Here is a 20,458-nt window from a genome sequence, read left to right as displayed (position 1 = left end):
GGAGCCGCACCTGCGATACGCCCTGCCTTTTCGCTGGTGCCCGCTCACGGTTGTGGGTCGAATTCGGGCAGTGTGAGGGCCGAGTGAGCCGGAGGCGCCGTGGTCGCGGGCATCGTGACGAGGCCGCGCAACCTGGTGTCGCGTTGTTCCAGGGCCTGCGCCGTCGTGGGAAAGAGCGTCGCCGCGCCGTTGCCGACCAGGGCCTGATTCATCGCGACGAATTCCCGAAGGCCGTGTTCAAAGGCCTGGATGGCACGGATCGCCCTAGAAAGGGGTGCCTTCTCCACCGACCTGAAACCCGCGCGCGGACTTCTACGGCTGCTCCACCGCCGTCCCGGACGCTAGCCTCCTGGCCATGTACCCCGTATCGCTCACGGGCGATGGCGTGGCCCTGCGCGAGTTCACGGCCGATGACGTCGATGCCGTGCTGGAGGTGTACGACGACCCGCGCGTCGTCGAACATCTGTCATTCGAGCCGAGGAACCGCGATCAGGTCGCCGCGATGCTCTCCCAGGTGATCGAGGCGGCCAGGCAGGAACCACGGACCGAGTACTCGCTCGCGGTGGCGGACTCGGCGACCGGCGAGGTGATCGGCTTCGCCCGGCTTGCCGTGGACGCCCAGCACCCCGGCCAGTCGAGCGCCCAGCTCGGATTCGCATCGCGCGCCGACCGGTGGCGTGAAGGCCTGGCCGCCGAAACAGGATGGCTGCTCTTTCAACTCGGTTTCGAGCACCTCGACCTGCACCGGCTGTGGGGCGCACGCAGCCCCGAGAACACCGCCTCCGCGCGCTTGATGACCAAGCTCGGAATGGTAGAAGAGGGCCGAATGCGGGGCCACCTACGTGTGCGAGGCGCGTGGCGGGACTCGATAATCCATTCCATCCTTGAGGACGACGATTGGCGCTCCGCCCGCGACGTCCAATAGACCAGCAGGGCTCCTGTGAACGAGGGGATCATCGCCTCCTCTGGACCCACCCGGGAGAATGAGCGTCCCCGGTGGGTCCGTCGTGCCGAGGCTCAGCCTGCCTGTACGGGTGCGCTCGCGGGGGAGCGGACGCGGTTGTTGAAGGGGTCGATGGCGCGGATGGCATAGGTGTGGGAGCTGCCGGGTGTGAGGCCGGTGTCGGTGAAGGTGAGATTCTGGAGGTCCCAGAATTTCGATTCCGAGGTCAGGGTGTGGACGACGGTGGTGTTGTCCCGGATTACTTCATAGGTGAGTTTCTTGTTGTCGCGGTCCCAGGTCTGCTTCCAGGTGACCTGGAGTTGCCCGGTCGTCCCATCGGGTTTGGTGACCGTCGGCTTGATGACGGGTTGGGCGGGGTTGGCGTCGCTGGTGACGGCGAGGGAGCCGAAGCGGGTGAGTCCTTGTTGTTTCTGGTTGTTGACGGTGGTGAAGTCGCCGCCGACCCAGAGGTATTTGCCGTTGTTGTCCATGGCGCGGGGGCCTTGGTTGTAGCTGGTGGGGCCGCCGTTGGTGCTGGGGAACCAGTGCAGGATGGGCGGGGTGTCGTAGCGGGCGGGGTCGGGGTGGGTGGGTTCGGCCAGGAGGCGCTGGTAGGGCTGGTCGGGGACGATTTCGGGGAAGCCGTCGGGTTGTGAGCGGCAGTCGTGGGCGTGTGAGCCGCTGTAGAGCAGGCCGTCCAGGATGGTGATGGCCTGGGTGGCGCCCAGGCAGTTGTCGATCCAGCGGGTGGTGCCGTCGTCGGGGTTGAGGGCGAGGCGGCCGTCGAAGGTGTTCTCGCCGTTGGCCGAGGCGTAGATGGCCTCATCGTCCTTGACGAGGTCGGTGACCCAGGAGCGGCGGGTGGGATTGACGTAGTCGACGCCGGTGGCCCAGGGGGCGGAGGCGCCGGTGTCGGCGTAGACCGCGCCCAGGCCGTGGGGCGGGTTGCCGTTGATCTGGTTGAAGTCGCCGCCCAGCACGATCCGGGTGCCGTCGGGCGAGGTGATCATGGCGTGGACGCCGCGGTCGGCGGTCGGTGCCCACGAGGTGAGGGTTCCGTTCGCGGTGGCGAACGCGGCGAGGCGCTGCCGGTTCGTGCCGTCGACGGTGGTGAAGAAGCCGCCGGCGTACACGGTCTTGGCGGTGACGGTGAGGGCTTGGACGCGGCTGTTGATCTCGTGGCTGAAGGTGTTGAGGTTGCCGGACGGAAGGTCGAACGCGGCGATTTTCCCGCGGCGCTGCCCGTTGATTTTGGTGAAGTCGCCGCCGACATAGAGCTTGGTGGCGTCGGGTGAGGGCCGCAGTTCCCAGACCGCGTCGCATATCCACTGGTTGTTGCCGAGGTCGTCGCAGTCCCACTGGTGGGTGGTGCTGGTGAAGGGGGTTCCTTCGACGGTCGGGGACCAGGGGAGGGGCTGGCCGGTGGCGGCGTTGAAGGCGGCCAGGTTCTTGCGCGCCTGTTCCTGCGGGTCGCCGGGCTGGGTGTCGGGTGGGCGGATGTGGTCGAAGTTCCCGCCGACGTAGACGGTGTCGCCGATCATCGTGATCGCCCACACGACGCCGTCGGTCTGCCAGGTCGGCAGTTCATCGGCGGTGATGGTGGCGGGTTCGCCGGGAGCCGGGGCGGTATCGGCGTGCACGGGAGCGAGGCAGGTTAAGGCCAGGGCGGCGCCGCCGAGTATCGCCAAGAGCAGCCGGCAGGACGTGGTCAGGAGTCGGTTGCGTGGGAGCGTGCGTGCCATGGGGGCGTCTTTCTGGTAGCCGGTTCTGGCGCCAAGATCGTCACATTTTCCCGCCAGCCCGGCAAGGCTGTTCAACTCGTCTTCTTACTGTTGGTCATATGCGTTTGTTCTATGCGCGCGGACGCGCTTGACAGTCGATCGGTTGTCATGCTGTCCGTAGACGGACGTGATTTTTTCGCTGGCCTGCGATCCCCCCGTTGGTGTAGGGCGGTGGCCGGAATCGGGGGTTGATCATCGAGATCTGACAACAGATCATCTGGAGCGTTGACCTTCCTCGAAAGGGTGCGGGACATGCCACGCCGTAGGTGTCTCGCGCTCCCCTGACCCTTGAGGAGACGCGGCGTGCTGGTAAGTCCTATGTCCGAAATCCGCCCAGTCATTGAGGCCTCTCCGCGCCCTGGCGTGGCTTTTCATACGTCGCCGTTCCGTCTCAGGACCATCAGACTCCCGCACGGAAAGGCCCTGCGATGAGCGACCGAAAACGACTGCTGCTGCACATCCGGCGCCCGGTGCGCTGCATGGCCGCGGCGATGACCGTGGCATTAGCGGTGGGTCTGGCCTCCGCGCCGGCCGCTCAGGCCGATCCGCCCGGTTCGAACCGGCCAGAGGTCGCCGATCACGAACGGACCGTCAAAGGCAAGAACCTCAAGGTCCTGCCACGGGACGACGACTCCGCCACGAAGAACCAGCCCGCGCCCAAAGCCGCCTGGCCCAAGCCCGGAAGCGCCGAGGTCACCGTCACCGGAAAGGAGGCTTCCCGCTCCGGCACGACGCAAGGACTCGTGCGCGCGGGAAGCCTACCGGTGTCCCTCACAGCCCCTGGTCCGGCGCCCAAAACCGGCACGACAAAAGCCGCCCCGCCGAGCGTGTTGAAGGGTTCTACGAAGGTCAGCGTCCTCGACCGCAATACGGCCCAACTGGCGGGCGTCCAAGGACTGATGTTCACCCTGACCCCCGACGCCAAGGCCACACCGGGCCGGGTCGGCGTGCGGGTGGACTATTCGGCGTTCGCCCAGGCATTCGGCGGCTCCTACGGCACGCGGCTACGGCTGGTCCAACTGCCCGCGTGCGCGCTCACCACCCCGAACAACCCTGAATGCCGCACCTCCACACCCGTCATCACCGACAACAACGGCGAAGCCAGAACGCTCACGGCCGACGTCGAAACAGCGCCCGCCGGGCAGCAATCCGCATCAGCCTCACCGGTCGTCCTGGCGGCCGCCGCGGCACCGGCAGGATCGCAGGGCGACTTCACGGCCACCAAACTGGAAGCGTCCGCCACCTGGCAGGTATCGGGCAACACCGGCGACTTCACCTGGGACTATCCCATGCGGGTTCCGCCGGTCCCCGGCAGCCTGACCCCCCAGGTCACACTCGGCTATTCCGCCCAGTCGGTGGACGGTCGAGCCGGCAACACCAACAACCAGCCGTCCTGGGCCGGCGAGGGTTTCGAGTACTCGCCGGGATTCATCGAGCGGCGCTACAAGCCGTGTGAGGAGGACGGCGCGCCCAAGGGACCTGGCGGCAAATCGCCGGGCGACCTGTGCTGGGGCTACGAGAACGCGACCGTCACCTGGAACGGCAAGGGCGGCGAACTGGTCAAGGCCGCCGACGGAATCTGGAAACTGAAGAACGACGACGGGACCAAGTTCGAACTCCTCACCGACCCGTCCAACGAGAACGGCGACGAGGGCGACAACGGCAAGGAAGGCGAGTACTGGAAGGTCACCACCACCGACGGCACCCAGTACTTCTTCGGCCGCAACCACCTGCCCGGCTACGACTCGGGAACCGGTGAGCCGACCCGGTCGACCTGGACCGTCCCGGTGTTCGGCCCCGGCGCCACCGACCGCTGCCACAAGGCCTCGGGGTTCGCCGACTCCTGGTGCCAGCAGGCCTGGCGGTGGAACCTGGACATGGTCCTGGACACCAACGACAACGCCATCGCCTACTACTACCAGCCCGAGACCAACCGCTACGGCCGCAACCTCAATCCCGCCGACGCCACTTCCTACACCCGCGGCGGCTACCTCACCGCCGTCGAGTACGGGCTGCGCGGCAACAACACCGTCGGCGCCCCCGCCGCCCGGGTGAACTTCCAGGTCTCCGAACGCTGCATTCCCACCGAGACGTTCGACTGCGCCGAATCCAAGATCTCGGCCAATCCCGACCAGTGGCCCGATGTCCCCTGGGACATGAACTGCAACGCCGGTCAGCGCTGCGAGAGCGGGCACGGCTCCACCTCGCCCACCTTCTGGTCCCGTAAACGCCTCACCAAGGTCACCACCCAGATCAACAAGGGCGCGGGCTGGCCCTATCGCGACGTCGACTCCTGGTCCTTCGTCCACGAATGGGGCAAGGAAACCGACGAACGCGACCTGCTCCTCAAGGAAATCCAGCACACCGGCCTCGCCGGACCCGCCCCCGCCGACAACATCGCACTGCCCAAGGTCAGCTTCAAACACACGCCCAAGGCCAACCGCGTCGACCAGGCCAACGATGGCATCCCGCCCTACACCCGCTACCGGGTCGAGAAGATCTTCGACGAGGTGGGGGGCGAGATCAACGTCAGCTACACCGGGCAGGACTGCTCCCGCGCGTCCCCGCCCACACCACAAACGAATACCAGACGCTGCTTCCCCTCCATCTGGCACCAGCCAGGGAAGATCGAACCCATCCCCGACTGGTTCAACAAATTCGTCACGACCTCGGTGGTCCAGAAAGACCGCACCGGCCACGCCCCCGACATGGCCACCCAGTACGAGTACATCGGCGATGCCGCCTGGCATTTCGACGACGATGACGGCCTCACCCGGGAAACGTACAAGACCTGGTCCCAATGGCGCGGATACGGCCAGGTCCGCGTCAAAACCGGCAGCCTCGCCAACCCGTCCACGCAGACCGACACCTATTACCTGCGCGGCATGCACGGCGACCGCGCCACCCCCGCCGGCGGCACCAAGACCGTAACCGTCCCCGACGGCGAGGGCGGCACCCACACCGACGCAGAAGGTCTTGAAGGCTTCGCCCTCAAGACCGTCAACTACACCGCCCCCGGCGGGACGGTGCACGACAAGAGCGTCGATGTGCCCTGGCGATACCAGACCGCCTCCCGCACCAGGGACTGGGCCACCGTGACCGCCAACGTCGTCAAGGTCGGCAACTCCCGCACCTGGACGGCGCTGGACGGCGGGGCCTGGCGGCAGACCAAGACGACCAGCGAATACGAGACCGACCTCGCCAAGGTCGGCCGCGTCAAGCAGGTCGAGGATCTCGGTGACGTCGCCTCCACCGCCGATGACAAATGCACCCGCCTCGAGTACGCCGATAACCAGGCGAGATGGATGGTCTCCTACCAGTCCCGAGCGGAGACCGTTTCCGTCTCCTGTGGGACGACCCCGGACCGTCCCAAGCATGTCATCGCCGACGCGCAGGCCCTCTACGACGGCGGCGAGTTCGGCGCCGCGCCCACAAAGGGGAACGTCACCCAGACCAAGAGAATCGCCGAGTACAAGGGCTCTGAGGCCAACTATTCACTGCTCGAAAAGACAACTTACGACAGCTTCGGGCGCCCCCAGACGGTCACCAACGCCGCCGACCAGACCACCACCACCCGGTACACCGACTCCAGTGGAGTGAATACCAGGGTCACGGTCACCACACCCGCCCCCAATGCGGGGACCACCGGGTTGACCACCACCACCGAACTCGACCCCGCGTGGGGGCTGCCGACGGCCGAGATCGACAACAGCAATGTCGACGGCAACAACAAGCCATTGCGCAGCGACCTGGTGTACGACTCGCTCGGCCGCGTCCTGAAGGTATGGCAGCCCAACCGTTCCAAGTCCGCCGGCGACACACCCAGCCTCGAACACTCCTACCGCATCACCGACGGTCAAGTCGTCGCGGTCACCACCAAGACGCTCACCAATTCCGGAGGCCAGCGGCCCTCCATCGCCCTCTACGACGGACTTCTGCGTCCTCGCCAGACTCAGAGCACCGGGCCCGAAGGCCGTCTCATCACCGACACGTTCTATGACGACCGCAGCCAGACCGCCAAGGCCTACGCCACCTACTCGGCCACCGGTGCTCCCGAGCCCGCATTGTTCAACCCCAGTTCCCCGGGAGCCGTCGAGACACAGAACCACTTCTCCTATGACGGGCTCGGCCGCCCCACGACCGAGCGCCTCGTGGTCGGCACCGGAACCACGACCGAGGAGAAATGGCGCTCCACGACCAGCTACGGCGGGGACTGGGTCGCCGTCGACCCGCCCCAGGGCGCGACCCCGTCCGCGCAGATCACCGACGCGCGCGGCCAGGTCGTCGAACGCCGCCAGTACCAAGGAAACGGGCCCTCGGGCGCTTATGACGCCACCACCTACGGCTACGACCCCGCAGGACGTCTGACCACGACGAAGGACCCGTCCGGCAAGACCTGGACCAACACCTACGACCTGCTCGGCCGCAGGACCCAGGCGGCCGACCCCGACACCGGCGTCACCACGTTCACCTACGACGCCCTCGACCGCGTCGAGTCCACCACCGACGCCCGCCACAAGACGATCTTCCAGAGCTACGACGGGCTCGGCCGCCACACCCAGACCCGAGAGGGGTCGGCGACCGGGAAACTGCTGTCGTCGTGGACCTACGACACCGCACCCCGCGGAAAGGGGAAACTGGCCGCCGCCACCCGCCACGGAGAAAACGGCGACTACGTCAGGAGCATTTCCGCCTACGACGTCCTGGGCCGCCCCGAATCCAGCACGGTAACCATCCCGGCTTCCGAGGGCCAACTGGCCGGAACCTACACCAGCTCCCAGAACTACAACCTGGACGGCACACCCCGCCAGGTCGTGCTTCCCGCCGCAGGCGGATTGCTACAGGAAACCCTTACCAGCACCTACGACGACTATCAGCGCCCCATCCGGCTCACCAGCGGCCAGGCCACCTACGTCGGAGCGACCGAGTACACCCCCACCGGCAAACCCAAACTGGTCGAGTTGGGCTCGGGCAACAAACGGACCTGGAACACCCTCACCTACCAATACGGCACCCAGCGCCTCGCCACCTCAAGCAACCGCCGCGAGAACGTCACGGGCGACGACCGCAACGCCACCTATACCTATGACGACGCCGGCAACGTCCTGGGCATCTCCGACGTCTCCAGGGACGGCACCGACAACCAGTGCTTCAAGTACGACCACCTGCGCCGACTGACCGACGCGTGGAGCGTCGCGTCAACGACCTGCCCGCAGAGCCCCTCGGTTTCGGGCGGTCCGGCCCCGTACCGGATGCACTACACCTACGAACTCGACGGCAGCCGCGCCAAAGAGCAGTTCTACAACCCTGCGGGCACGCAGATCTCCACCCGCGACTACCGCTACCAGGGCGACCCCGACGTCGACGGCACCGTCAAGGGCCACATGCTCGGCAAGGTCGACCAGACCGGCGCCAACCCCTTCACCGGCCCCGACACCAACGACGAGAACTACGTCTACGACGACGCGGGCAACCCCACCTCCCGCACGGTCGGCAACACCGTCCAGAACCTGGAATGGAACAGCGAAGGCAACCTCGACAAGGTCACCCAGGGCGACGCCACCGTCCGGTACATCTACGACGCCGACGGCAACCGCCTGATCCGCAAGGACCTGACCGGAGCCACGCTTTACCTGGACGGCACCGAGATCCGCGCGACCAACGGCTCAACGACCGCGGTAGGCACTCGCTACTACGGCCACAACGGCCAGACCGTCGCCCTACGCGACCCCTCGGGACTGAAATACCTCGCCGGTGACCACCAAGGAACCGCCCAGGCATCGGTCAACGCCACCGACCAGAAAATCGTCACCCGCCGGTTCACCCCGTTCGGCCAGGAACGCGGCACCGCCGAAGCGACCTGGCCCGACCAGCGAGGGTTCCTGGGCGGCACCAAGGACCCCACCGGCCTGACCCACCTGGGCGCCCGCGAGTACGACCCGAACAACGGCCGGTTCATCTCCGTCGACCCGCTCATCGACCTCGCTGATCCCCAGCAGATGAACGGCTACCTCTACGGCGGCAACAACCCGGCGACCTTCAGCGACCCCGACGGCCTCTTCCCCCTACCACCCTGCGTCCGCAGCCCCTTCACCTGCGGCCACAAGCGCCCCACTCTCAAGGAAACCGCCAAAGATGCCCCGGCCTTTCTCGTCGGCGTGATCGAAGGCATGGTGCAATCAACGCTCGATGACGCCGTCGCCGCGGCCAACAAAGCCCGAAACGCCGGCCACGACATCGCGGAAAGCTTCAAGTCCTTCGCCGGCGGTGCAACGAATCCTGTAGCACCGAGACGGCCCCGGGGCGATCCGCCCAAGAATTGGAAAGCACCGCAATTTCGCCTGCCGGTCAATGTCGATCGGAACGACCCTGTCTACCAAGGCGGCCGCACCATCGGAGGCATCGTCGGAATTCCCGTCCCGGATGCGCCGTTCGTCAAGCTTCCCCGCGGCTTGAGGTGGCTGGCCAAAGGCATTAAGGCATGCCGTCGCAGCAGCTTCGTCCCCGGCACCGCCGTGGTAATGGCCGACGGCACAACCAAACCCATCGACGAAATCAAAAAGGGCGACAAAGTCCTCGCCACCAACCCGAAGACTGGCAAGACCGAAGCCAAGACCGTCCAGGACACCATCACCACCAAGGGCACGAAGAACCTCGTAAAGATCACCGTGGACGCCCAGCAGCAAAAGCACTGGGTCACCAAGGATGACGCCAAGGCCCAACCAGCCGCAGCACCCACGCTACTCCGCTCCGAGCAGGCGCACGGCGCGGTGATCGCCACCGACGAACACCCCTTCTGGGTCGCCGACGGCACCGGCCACTGGGTCAAGGCCGCCGATCTCAAGCCCGGCATGTGGCTCCGCACCAGCGCAGGAACCTACGTCCAGGTCAAGGCCACACAGCTCCAGACAGTCCAGCACCAACGCGTCCACAACCTCACCGTCGCCGACCACCACACGTACTACGCCCTAGCTGGCGCGACGCCGATCTTGGTGCACAACTGCAACAATCTAGTGGATGACGCTGCTCGTTTCCCTGCAGCACACGTGCTTGACGAGCATGTTAATGTAAGTGATCAGCAATTGATAGCAATGGCGCAGGCTTCGGGGGTGAAATCTCGTTTTGCTGATCTGCAGACCGCTCAACAGGTAGTCGACTATGGAATCGCATCCAACATGAAGCGTATTAATGCATGGTTGCGAAAGGGCGGTATCGGACCATTGGAGATCAATGGAAGATTTGGTGTCAATAATTCCATTGGAGTAAGGGCTGATGCGAGTGGGGCTATTACTCCGACTGGGAATGCGTACACGATCATCTTGCAGCGTGCGGCCGGACATCCGGGTGGATATTACGTGTCGACTGCGTATCCGAGATAGGCGATCCGTGTGGGAAGTCGGTTCACTGAAGATGACTTCGGCGTCACACACCTGGCATCTTTCTTCCATCAAGACTGGAGATTGGCGGGAAGTGCGCGCGACGTGGTCGTAAACTACGTAGCCGAAATGTCGAATGCGCACGTGCTCGCACTTGCCAAGGACTCGCTCAGGCTGGCTGCCTATGGTGATGCTGACATCGTTGCCACTCTGTGGACCGCCGCCACTGGCTCCTATCATCGTCTCTGCGGCGGTGCGACCAACGGAACGGCCTGGTTCCAGGAGGTCTCGGACCTCTGCAAGGCGGGACTTGAACGAACCGACGTGCTCGTGGCCGACGCCAACGCATATGCCCGCTTTCGAGAGAGGGTCGTCACAGAGATCGACGAACTCGAGCCCGTGCTGACCCAGGCGATAGCTGAAAACGGTTGGATGGATGTTCCGGACGCCGTCCTCGCCTTGCGTATGTGCGCTACGGACGTCAGCCCAGAACTGGCCTTCAGATTCGCTCTGAGAGTCATCATCGAGTACTCATGCGAGATTGAGCGTGATCGGTATAAAAAATTCGAGCAACTGGGGCGAGAGTTTTGCTACGGGGAGTACGTCGTCTCCCGGGCAGCCTTCCTGGTGCACTGATTTCTTGCCTCGTTCCCCTCCGGCGGCATGGTTGTGCTCAGCGGCGACCGTCTGGCAGGGCCGCGTCACCCGCCTCGACCGCCTACACGGAGACCATCACGCGGCCTGCGGACGTCGGTGTAGACAGTGAACCTTTTCCGCGCGGAGCGGGGTCTCGCGGAGTTGAAGGACGTGGATGGCCTTGGCGATCCGCCCGACCCGGAACGGGCAGCACCGCAGCTTGCGGAGGATCCCATGTCTTCAGCTGTGCGTTCGCGCGTTCGCCCGGTCCTTACAGGCGTGCATCAGCCCGGTTGGCGCCCTCCTGGGATCGCGCTTGGCGCTTCTCCGATAGGGCGACGGAACCTGATCACCAGCTCTCTGGTACGTCTTATCGGCCAGGAGCAGGATGCCTGCGGCCGCCAAGGCGCGGATAATGCCCAGATTCGGGCGGCCTTCAGATCGTGCACCGAGGCTGGCAACGGCTCCGACCACAGCAAGGCGCCGCCCGATCGCCTCCGCCGGAGTTGTGCCTTTAGCTCGATGTTGCGAAACAATCCGGGTGCGATCGTCGAGAACGGAGGCGCCTGCCTGGTCTATGACCGGCAGCTTACCCTCGGCGAGTGACTGACCTGGGGCGACCTGATCGCCTAGTGGGGTGCGAGGGGGGAAATCCCCAAGGGGTGCCGGATGCCAACGGCGAGGCCGTTGGGTGTGCAGAAGAGCGATGGAGTGGGCGGTTAAAGGCCGTATCGATCGCCCGCCCGCAGAGGAATAGGGCGGCGTGGCGGGTGCTGGGGGGTCAGACCAGCCGGGTAACAGATCTCGCATGCGCTGAGTTCGTGTGATTGTGCCACGTCTAGGGGAAGGCGTGGCGGTTCCTGCACATGCGCTCGGCATAGCGACCGCACGTCCGGAACGATGGCAACCAGTGAGCCCGAAAAGAACTGTCCGAGCGGCGGAGGGAAGACGATCACCCACACCTACGATTCAGCCGACCGAATCGTCGATTTCGGATACGTCTACGACAAGTTGAGACGAACCATCGCCGTCCCGGACGGGACGAGGATCGACTATCAGGTCAACGACCTCGTCCATTAGCGGACAGCCGGGGGCCAACGCCAACCTGGACCCTGGACGCCGTTCACAGGTTCCGGGCGTCCACGATCGACGCGAAAGACGGCGGAGAATGGCGGCGGGTCCAAGCGAGGCTCAATCACTATGGCAACGACTCCGACAATCCCGCTGGACTGTCGCCAACGCCGCCGGGCGTTGAGGGAGAGGGGCTAGGCGGCTAGGCCCTCAGATGTCCATCCGCAACACAACACCACGAGACAAACTGGGGCCTCACAGACACCGCGCGATTCGAGACATTTCGTGACCGTCTCATCGCACTCCGGATTTCTCCGGTTTGACAAACATCTTCCAGTGCAACGATCGCCATCAAAATTTCAACTGTTCATTCGATTCGCAGTGATCAAGTGGGGGTCCGCAGCCCTGGTCGTTGACATTATTCAAGTAAAGAAAAGTTAAAAACCGCCGATTGACTGTGCTGGGCTCAATAGTTACGCTCCATTCACCTCATCGAATCACGCCCGGCCGCCGGTACCTCTGATTGAAGTCGCGTTGCCGGGCGCCCACCTCCTCGATCTTCGAGGAAAGCGCTCATTCCCAGCGAAGAGGAATCCCATGCGCAAAGGCATCGCGGTTTCCGCTGCGGCCGTCGCCGCCGCGGCCCTGACCGCCCCATCGGCCGCCCCTGCGGCTGCCGCCACGCCCCTGCTCGGAGCAGGCCCCGACGGAGTCACGATCGAGATCGCCACCGTCAACGGCTCCGGCTGTCCGATCGGCACCGCCGCGGTCGCCATCTCGGACGACAAGGAAGCCTTCACCATCACCTACAGCAACTACCTGGCTCAGGCCGGCGGTTCGTCCAAGCCCACCGACTCCCGCAAGAACTGCCAGATCGGCATGAAGGTCCACGTCCCGCAAGGCTTCACCTACGCCATCTCCCAGACCGACTACCGTGGCTACGGCTACCTGGCGAAGGGCGCCAAGGGCACCCAGAAAGCCAGCTACTACTTCCAAGGCAACTCCCAGACCGGAGCGATCACGCACTCGCTACCGAGCCCGCTGGACGACAACTGGCAGTTCACCGACAAGGTGCCGATCGCCCAGCTCATCTGGAGGAAGTGCGGCGAGGAGCGCAACTTCAACGTCAACACCGAACTGCGGGTCGACAAGGGCACCTCGGACGCGTCCAAGACCAGCTTCATCGCCATGGACTCCACCGACGGGACCATCAAGACGATTTACCACTTCGCCTGGAAGAAGTGCTCCACGCGCTGACCTGAAGAACATCGGGCCGCGCCCCGCCAACACCCGGCGCGCGGCCCGGCGTCCTCTCGGTAGGCAAGCTGCCCCTGTCAGGAACCTGGGAGTGCCGTGTCGCTCCCCCAGACCGCAAAGCGCGCCCGCTCGTGCCGGACCCGCCGGGCGCTGGGCGGCGGCCGGTGCCGGCGTACCGAGATCGGCAACACCTACGACGACTACGGGATGATCAGCCTGGTCGACGACCGGGGCGACACCTCCACCACCGCCGACGACCGGTGCACCCGGACCACCTACGCCCGCGATGACGACAAGTGGCTCGTCTCCTTCGCCTCCCGCGAGGAGACCGTCGCCAAGGGGTGCGGGGCGTCCACCTCCCGTCCCGACGACGTGATCACCGACACCCGGAAGTTCTACGACGGGCAGTCCTGGAACGTGGCGCCGACCAAGGGCGACGTCACCAAGACCGACAAGCTCGACGGCTTCCAGGACGGGAGCCCGCGCTACGTCACCGTCGCCACCAACCCCTCCCCGGACCCCTACGGGCGGCCCACCACCGTCTACGACCAGGCCGGTCGCAAGACCGTCAACGCCTACACGCCGGCGACCGGGGTCGTCACCGCGGCCACGGTCACCGACCCGGCGAACTTCGTCACCAGGACCGAGATCGATCCCGCGTCCGGCCTCAGCACCGCCACCGTGGACGAGAACAACAAGCGCACCAGCCTGGCCTACGATCCGCTCGGCCGACTGACCAGCGTATGGCTGCCCGGACGAGCCACCACCGCGACTCCGAGCCTCAAGTTCGGCTACGCGGTCAAGGAGTGCCTTCCGGTTTCTAAAGTGCGAGCGGCTGTTGAACAATTCTGCCGCATGGGTACGGGGAACCGTCCAGAGTGCATTGATTGGGTCCGCGGACACGGACCGATCTGGAAGTGCTTCGTGGAATGCCGTGAGCTGGTCGCTGGCCACTTGCGAGGCGTCGACTCCTGGCCTGGCCAGGTGGCGTAGCAGGTCTCGCCCTATCGCCTTGATGGCGGGCAGCGCGAGGCCGACGCGTCTCATCCCCCGGCGCCTTCATGGCGGGCGTGCTGCGCCAGTTCCTTCCCCACGGTGCGCGGGTGTCGTGTCCGGTGGAGGGGTGCAGCGTGATCGGCAGATGGAGGTGATGGCGTTCAAGGCAACCCCGAGAGGTCGGTCGATTAATCGGTTATCGACATCTCGGCAGAGCTCGTCCTGATCGATCCCACGCGCGGCAGCGGAACCACCCTGGTCCAAGCCGTCCACCAAGGACGACGCGAAAGTCCAACCGGCCGCAGTACCTGCCGTCCTCGCCTCCGCACGGGCACACGGCTCGGTGATCGCCACCGACGAACACCCCTTCTGGGTCGCCGACGGCACCGGCCGCTGGGTCAAGGCCGCCGACCTCAAGCCCGGCATGTGGCTCCGCACCAGCGCAGGAACATACACCCAGGTCAACACCACCACGCTCGAAACCGTCCACGAGCAACGCGTCCACGACCTCACCGTCGCCGACCACCACACCTACTACGTGCTCGCCGGTTCCACGCCCGTCCTGGTCCACAACTGGAACCCGGACCGAGCCAGGTGCCTACTCGGGTGCTTCTTCCGGGTCGCAACGGCGCGGATGACACTCCGCAGGACTGGATTCCGATGAGCTCGTGGATCCGAAAAGGCGGCGACCTGAGCGAGGGGAACTACACGTTCGTCGTAATGCCCGGTGGCTCGGTCCGAGCATTCCATGCGAGTTTGAGAGAAATCGCTACGGTGTGTTGTGCGCGCGAGTCTGTCGGACCATCGTCGCTGACCAGTGTGGCGAGGATCGTGCGCCCGGGGGTGGCACTAGGTGAGCTCCGAAAATCGTCGGCGGGCTCGATCCTCTTGAGTTGCCCGGCCGTCGGGAGCGCGACTATGCTGTGGCAATGAGTAACGACTTCGCTAAAATTCTTCGTGGCCTGATGGAGAATCGGAATCTGACTCCTAGAGCTGTTAGTCGCGCTTCTGTGCGTGCTGAGTCGACAATCTATCAATTGCTCAGTGGAAGGTTGCAGCCACGAGCCGACATTGTGCGAGATATTGCGCCCGTGCTGCAAATGCAAGTATCCGACCTCTATGTCATCGCTGGAATTTCCTCGGATCCGGCCGTGCCGTCGGAGTGGGACGATGTGGCTCTTGAGATTGGCGAGTTGGTCGCGGTGGCAAGCTTCCTGGACCGGGCAGAGATAAGGGACCTCGTTCAAATAGCAAGGGCGATAAGAAAAGGTGGCTCGATGGATTAGGTGCAGCCGGCCACCGATGTTCGGCCCAGTGTACAGCTGGCGGTGCGGCAAATAATTGCGCTTCCGCAGCTCGTGCTGCTGGTGGCGGCGCCGCCGATCAACTCAAACGGCTTGGAAGCGGAAAATTGAGAGACCTCGAGGAGTTGGATGAACGACCGCTTTCCCGTCGAGGCGGAACGCATTTTGCGTTCGGTTGGCTGGGCTCCTGGCAGAGCAGTTGAGGTGGAGTCGGCTCTCGTGGCGTGGCGTTCGTTGGGGCTTGATGCGGAAACTGGGCCTGTGAGTTTCGTGCACGAGTTCGATGGCCTGTTCATTCGGCACCCGCCATTCGTGGATGTCGATGATGTGAGGTACTTCGACTACGCTCGATTCGATGTCGCTCGCGCTGTCCGGGGGATGTGGCCGAGGGCGTATCTCGAGTACACGAATCTCGCTGGGGCCGATCTCTATCCGGTGGGTGAGAACAGGTCGCATATGACCTTGATGGCCGGTCGTGACGCAAGACTCTTCGCTGGAGTCGACAACTGGCTGTTCGTCTACGCGGGCGGCCTCGAATCCTCCGTGGTGGCGATTTGCCAAGGGGTTTCACCTGCTCTGGTCGGGGAGTGGTCACTCTAGACACCAATCTTCGGTTGATGGAGATTAAGGCGATGCGTCCTCCAGGTTCTCTGCACTGGCGGGCGCATCGCGCTCGTTGACGGCGACAGCGACGGCGCGGCTTTTGTGTGCGGGGGATAGTGGAGAGTCGGGCCAGCGGATAATTGATTTCGCATGCGGCTGAGTCCACGTGATTGTGCCGCGCGCGAGAGGAGGCGTTGCGGGTCGTGGAGGTTCATGCCCGTGTGCTCGGCATAGCGTTGGCCGTCGAGTAGGGCCGCGGGGCATGGGGAAGTCCCTCCTGCTTGGCCAAGGGGTGCTCACGCGGGTATCGCGAGGGCGGAGCCCGAGTCATCCACAGCGACGCCCGCACCATCGCCACCACCTCGCGGACCTCGCCGGCACCGCCGCGCTCGTTCTGACCCCGCCTCCGCGAACACGGCGTTCCCGTCATGGCCATCGCCCATGAAGACCTGCTGCTGTTCCAGGACCGGAAAGCGTGACCACGCTCGCAGCAACTGTTCATCACCTACGTGTGAGGCTTCGGGCGCCTTGCAGCCTTCCTGGCGGTTTGGCTCGGCCGCAAGTTCGACGGAGTGGCCCAGGTCGGCAAGCAGGACGGTCTTGGCGGCGGTCTGGGGACGGGTGGCCGGTTGGCGGAGGCTGGGAGGGCGGTGGGGCGAGAAGTGGAACGGCCAGGATGAAGTGCCGTACCCGGATAAGGCGCCGCCTTTAATTGGTAGTGGTCTAAGTAATGAAATCACCTCACTGGACCTGCTGTAGGTCCTGATCGCCGGACTTGAGCAGGTCAGGCCCAAGTATCGGTTTCAGCGGCTGTGGGACGTTGTGCAGAGTGATCCCAAGTGATCTAATCAATTCCATCGACCGATCCTGCGCATGCCTCAAATCTATGCCGGTGCAGCAGATGGGGAGGTACGGCTCGTGGTTATATGGCAGGCCGAGACGGAAAACGAGTCACAGCGGTGACGGGCCCGCGCTTTGCGACTTTGGCCGTGCGCGGTTCCTACAATCACGAGGCGGCCGCGCACAATCTCGGTTCGCTCGGCGAGCCGGCGTACCTCGCGACCGCGCAGCATTTCGACTCGGCGGAGACGATGCGGGCCACCGCCGCGGGGGAGCGAGAAGGGTGGGTGTACGCGCGGCGCGGCAACCCGACCGTCGGCCACCTTGAGGACACCGTCGCCGCGCTGGAGGGTTATCAGGTCGACGCCGAGGTGAGCGCGGCGGTCACCACGACCGGGATGGCCGCGATCACCCTGGCCACGACGCCGTTCCTCAGCACGGCGGTGGGTGCCAAACCCAACATCGTCGCCTCACCCGCGTGCTACGGGTCGACCGTCATGGTCTTCGATAAACGGTACGGCGACGAACGCGGTGTGTCCGTCCGATGGGTCGACGACCCGCTGTCGGTGGACGGCTGGGAGCGGCATATCGATGAGGACACCCGGTTTCTCTATGCGGAGTCGCCGTCCAATCCGATGGTCCAGCTCGTCGACATTCCTGCGCTGGCCGAGCTTGCTCGCTGGGCGGAGATCCCGCTGATCATCGATGCGACGCTGGCTACACCCGCGTTGATGCGCCCGCTTGGCCTCGGTGCCGATATCGTTGTTCATTCGCTCACCAAGGCGGCCGGTGCCAGTGGTCGCAGTATGGGTGGTGCGGTGATCGCCCGGCACGGCCTTCAGTTCCGCGGTCAGCCCGCGGAGATGACCACGAATTTCGCCGGTTATCTCCGCAGCGGCCCGATGCGTGACATGGGCAGCGTACTCAGCCCTTTTAACGCTTGGACGCTGCTGGCCGACATCCGCGAACTGCGTGCGCGGGTTGATTCCATGTCGACCAGTGCGCTGCGCGTGGCCGAGTATCTGGCCAACCGCAGCGACGTCGTCGAGGTCTTCTACCCGGGCCTGCCGAGCCATCGCACCCATCACCTCGCCAAGCGCGACATGTGGTTGGTCGACAGCGGCGGCCCCGGTCGCGACGCGGTCAACCGGTTCGGTTTTCTGCTCGGCTTCCGGCCGGCCGGAGGTGTGCCCGCCGCGCACCGGGTGATGGACCGGCTCGATCTGTTCTGGCGGGCGAACAACCTCGGGCAGGTCAAGAGCACCGTGACCATCCCTGCGATCGGTACGCATCAACAGATCGGGGGGGACGAACCCGTGCCTTCCGACATGGTCCGGTTGAGCGTCGGCCTCGAACACACCGACGACCTCATCGAGGACTTGGACCAGGCGCTGACCAGGCGCGACGTGGCCGGACGGCGGTCGACCGGCCCGTCTGAAGCCATGCCGGAAATCGCAGTCGATCGAGTCGAGTAGGGGAGTCGTACGGTATGGAGACCAATCTGGCGGACGCGTATTCGAACCGCCTGCTGCTCATCTCGCCGCCCCGGACCGGATCAACCGTCATAGCGCGGTTACTGTGGCAGCACGCACTGATCACCCACCACTGCCACGAGCCGTTCGAGGCGTGCTACTGGGGCGGTCAGGGAGCCGAATCGGTCGCCAGCTGCCTGGGCAACCCTATGGAGGTGGCCACGGGCGATCGGGTCCGGCTCGCCGACGTGCCGCGCGGCAGCGGCCTGCTCATCAAGGAGATGAGCTTCCAGTTGACCCCCGACCAGTTCGACGAACTGGCCGGAATCGCCACCGCGCCGGTGATCTTCGTGATGTCCGATCCCCGGTTGTCCACCACGTCGCGGCTGCGCGTCGTGCGCGAACTGTCGAAGGCGTCGACGTTCCCGCCTTTTGAAAGCGGGTGGCCGTCGTTGGCCGAGCAGGTGGCGCGCTGCCGCGAGCGGGGCGTCCCGTACACGTTGGTCGACTCCGACGATCTGCGAGCGGACCCGGCCGGAATGACCGCCGCGCTCTTGGCGGCGCTCGGGCTTCCTTCGCAGGCGGGGCTTGAGAGTTGGTCGCCCCGGCCCACCCTTCAGCTGTGTTCTCCCGAGGTGGGCGCGCTGATGAGTGACGTGCGACGGGCCGACGACCCGTTCTACCGCAAGGTGCTGGGCAGTACCGGCATTCAGCCCCGTCCGCGCGTGGACTGGGACCGTGAGGAGGCATTGATCTCGGCCGCGGGCCTGCATGTGGAGGTCGAGACGTGGTTGCGCCTCTACCGGGAGATGCGGGCGGACCCGAACCGGCTCGGTCCGGAGCGCGTGGAGTTGGGCTCGTGACCGTCGATTCACGGCGGGAAGAGCGACCGCGGCTGATCGTCATGTTCGAGGAGGGTGCGGTCACGCCCGCGGAGATCATGCTCAGCCTGACCGACTGGGCCGAAGTCATCCTTGTCGTCGGCACCTCGCCGTACAGCGCGGCGGCGAAGCCGTTCCTTGGCGAGATCGCCGAGATGATCACATGGGACCAGCCTCGCGCAGAACTCCTCGACCACCTGCGCAGGTGGCGGCCTGACGGCATCGTCACCTATGCCGAAAGAATGCTGCTGCCCACCGCTGAGGTGGCCGCCGAGTTGGGGCTCTTGTTTCACTCCACACCTACTGCAAACCTGCTGCGCGATAAATATCAGCAGCGCAAGCGCTTTGCGGAGGCCGGAGTGCAGCGGACGAGATCGGCATCACTGAACGGAGTTGATCAGTGGCGGGATGTTGCTGACCACGTTGGGTTTCCGCTGGTCCTGAAGCCGCGACTAGGCGAGGGCAGCCAATACACCCACCTGGTCCACAGCGTCGAAGAAGGGGAAGCGCTCCTCCGGGACCTGTCAAAGTCCTACTCCGGCGTTCTCGTCGCCGAGGAATTTATAGCCGGAAAGAAGCGGCTGCCTTTCGGCGACTATGTTTCGGTGGAAAGCTGCGTGGTGGACGGAAGAATCAAGCATCTGGAGATCACCGGCAAGTTCCCCATCCTTCCTCCATTTCGCGAACAGGGACACTTCTGGCCGGCGCCCGTCTCCGACCTCGAGAGAGGTGAAATTCTCGATCTCACCCAGCGGGCACTGGTCGCTCTGGACATCTCGACGGGGTTGACTCACACCGAGGTCAAGCTGACCGCTGACGGACCGCGCCTCATTGAGGTGAACGGGCGCATCGGCGGCCAGATCAACGAGCTGGCGATTCGTGCTTGCGGGACCGATCTCATCGCTGCCGGAGCACGAATGGCCTTGGGGTTGAACACCGACGACCTGGTGTTGAAACCGAACAAGACCTACTTCCAGTATCACAACCTGCCGCCCTTGCAGGCTCGTAAACTGACAGGCGTGCGAGGCGCCGCAGCAGCCAAAGCGGTGACCGGGGTCACTTCCTACGAAATCTATCTGCATCCGCCGGCGCCTTTGGAAAGAGGTGTCATGACGACGTGGATCGATGTCGTTCGGGGCGAGGCGCGTGACCATGACGAGATGCTCGCGATCTTGGACGAGGCGAATGGTCTCCTGTCATTCGCCTACGAGACCCCTTCGGGTCAACTCGACATGCCGGCGATGTGGACACAGCAGCGGACGACGTCAGCCCCTTGAACGAGTCCGCTCACTGCGTGC

13 protein-coding genes and 2 pseudogenes are annotated in these 20,458 nt (G+C 64.8%); 12 read left to right on the top strand and 3 right to left on the bottom strand.

Going from position 1 to position 20,458, the window contains the following annotated elements; genetic code table 11:
- Nucleotides 1–44: 44 nt before the first annotated feature.
- A complete protein-coding gene (locus K2F47_RS30205) occupies nucleotides 45–287 on the bottom strand; it encodes a hypothetical protein (RefSeq protein ID WP_242909198.1) in 243 nt (80 codons plus the stop codon).
- Nucleotides 288–355: 68 nt separating this feature from the next.
- Here K2F47_RS30205 and K2F47_RS30200 point away from each other — a divergent pair, with 68 nt between their 5' ends.
- Complete coding sequence (locus K2F47_RS30200; RefSeq protein ID WP_242909196.1) at nucleotides 356–925, top strand: GNAT family N-acetyltransferase; 570 nt, start codon at nucleotides 356–358, stop codon at nucleotides 923–925.
- 92 nt (nucleotides 926–1,017) lie between these two features.
- On the opposite strand, the gene K2F47_RS30195 is transcribed toward K2F47_RS30200, so the two are convergent.
- Complete coding sequence (locus K2F47_RS30195; RefSeq protein WP_242909194.1) at nucleotides 1,018–2,583, bottom strand: hypothetical protein; 1,566 nt, start codon at nucleotides 2,581–2,583, stop codon at nucleotides 1,018–1,020.
- Nucleotides 2,584–3,152: 569 nt separating this feature from the next.
- Between K2F47_RS30195 and K2F47_RS30190 the strand changes: the two genes are divergently transcribed.
- Together K2F47_RS30190 and K2F47_RS30185 are read left to right on the top strand one after the other, a co-directional pair.
- Nucleotides 3,153–10,103 (top strand): polymorphic toxin-type HINT domain-containing protein, encoded by a 6,951-nt coding sequence (locus tag K2F47_RS30190; RefSeq protein ID WP_242909192.1) that lies wholly within the window; start codon nucleotides 3,153–3,155, stop codon nucleotides 10,101–10,103.
- Nucleotides 10,104–10,244: 141 nt separating this feature from the next.
- Nucleotides 10,245–10,736, top strand: coding sequence for a hypothetical protein (locus K2F47_RS30185; RefSeq protein WP_242909190.1), 492 nt, complete (start codon nucleotides 10,245–10,247; stop codon nucleotides 10,734–10,736).
- A gap of 96 nt (nucleotides 10,737–10,832) precedes the next feature.
- On the opposite strand, the pseudogene K2F47_RS30180 reads toward K2F47_RS30185, so the two are convergent.
- Nucleotides 10,833–11,221 (bottom strand): annotated as a pseudogene (locus K2F47_RS30180) (transposase family protein); the annotation flags it as partial.
- Nucleotides 11,222–11,636: 415 nt separating this feature from the next.
- Here K2F47_RS30180 and K2F47_RS30175 point away from each other — a divergent pair.
- The 9 genes and pseudogenes from K2F47_RS30175 (at nucleotide 11,637) to K2F47_RS30130 (ending at nucleotide 20,437) form a co-directional block, all read left to right on the top strand.
- Nucleotides 11,637–11,816 (top strand): hypothetical protein, encoded by a 180-nt coding sequence (locus K2F47_RS30175; RefSeq protein ID WP_242909188.1) that lies wholly within the window; start codon nucleotides 11,637–11,639, stop codon nucleotides 11,814–11,816.
- A 759-nt stretch (nucleotides 11,817–12,575) separates the two neighbouring features.
- Nucleotides 12,576–13,064 (top strand): annotated as a pseudogene (locus K2F47_RS30170) (DUF4360 domain-containing protein); the annotation flags it as partial.
- A 96-nt stretch (nucleotides 13,065–13,160) separates the two neighbouring features.
- The gene (locus K2F47_RS30160) at nucleotides 13,161–14,057 is read left to right on the top strand and encodes an Imm1 family immunity protein (RefSeq protein ID WP_308198486.1); all 897 of its coding nucleotides are present in this window, start codon (nucleotides 13,161–13,163) and stop codon (nucleotides 14,055–14,057) included.
- Between the two features lie 346 nt (nucleotides 14,058–14,403).
- Complete coding sequence (locus K2F47_RS30155; RefSeq protein ID WP_242909182.1) at nucleotides 14,404–14,724, top strand: polymorphic toxin-type HINT domain-containing protein; 321 nt, start codon at nucleotides 14,404–14,406, stop codon at nucleotides 14,722–14,724.
- Nucleotides 14,725–14,989: 265 nt separating this feature from the next.
- On the top strand, nucleotides 14,990–15,346 hold the full coding sequence (locus K2F47_RS30150) for a helix-turn-helix domain-containing protein (protein WP_242909180.1): 357 nt from the start codon (nucleotides 14,990–14,992) through the stop codon (nucleotides 15,344–15,346).
- 147 nt (nucleotides 15,347–15,493) lie between these two features.
- Nucleotides 15,494–15,964 carry an SUKH-3 domain-containing protein gene (locus K2F47_RS30145; protein WP_242909178.1) on the top strand — a complete coding sequence of 157 codons (471 nt, stop codon included), beginning with the start codon at nucleotides 15,494–15,496 and terminating at the stop codon, nucleotides 15,962–15,964.
- Nucleotides 15,965–16,926: 962 nt separating this feature from the next.
- Nucleotides 16,927–18,282, top strand: a complete 1,356-nt coding sequence (locus K2F47_RS30140) for a trans-sulfuration enzyme family protein (RefSeq protein ID WP_242909176.1) — start codon at nucleotides 16,927–16,929, stop codon at nucleotides 18,280–18,282.
- 14 nt (nucleotides 18,283–18,296) lie between these two features.
- Nucleotides 18,297–19,142, top strand: a complete 846-nt coding sequence (locus K2F47_RS30135; RefSeq protein WP_242909174.1) for a hypothetical protein — start codon at nucleotides 18,297–18,299, stop codon at nucleotides 19,140–19,142.
- On the top strand, nucleotides 19,139–20,437 hold the full coding sequence (locus K2F47_RS30130) for an ATP-grasp domain-containing protein (RefSeq protein WP_242909171.1): 1,299 nt from the start codon (nucleotides 19,139–19,141) through the stop codon (nucleotides 20,435–20,437). Before K2F47_RS30135 ends, K2F47_RS30130 begins: the two co-directional genes overlap by 4 nt.
- Nucleotides 20,438–20,458: the final 21 nt, after the last annotated feature.

This window comes from Actinomadura terrae (assembly GCF_022751215.1).
Lineage (GTDB): Bacteria > Actinomycetota > Actinomycetes > Streptosporangiales > Streptosporangiaceae > Spirillospora > Spirillospora terrae.
The sequence above is the reverse complement of the archived record's forward strand: the minus strand, read 5'-3'. Positions and strand labels throughout refer to the sequence as shown.

Bases quoted from the DNA above. Each gene is read 5' to 3' on its own strand.
- K2F47_RS30200 (WP_242909196.1), top strand. From the start codon at position 356: ATGTACCCCGTATCGCTCACGGGCGATGGCGTGGCCCTGCGCGAGTTC.
- K2F47_RS30190 (WP_242909192.1), top strand. From the start codon at position 3,153: ATGAGCGACCGAAAACGACTGCTGCTGCACATCCGGCGCCCGGTGCGC.
- K2F47_RS30175 (WP_242909188.1), top strand. From the start codon at position 11,637: ATGGCAACCAGTGAGCCCGAAAAGAACTGTCCGAGCGGCGGAGGGAAG.
- K2F47_RS30150 (WP_242909180.1), top strand. From the start codon at position 14,990: ATGAGTAACGACTTCGCTAAAATTCTTCGTGGCCTGATGGAGAATCGG.
- K2F47_RS30145 (WP_242909178.1), top strand. From the start codon at position 15,494: ATGAACGACCGCTTTCCCGTCGAGGCGGAACGCATTTTGCGTTCGGTT.
- K2F47_RS30135 (WP_242909174.1), top strand. From the start codon at position 18,297: ATGGAGACCAATCTGGCGGACGCGTATTCGAACCGCCTGCTGCTCATC.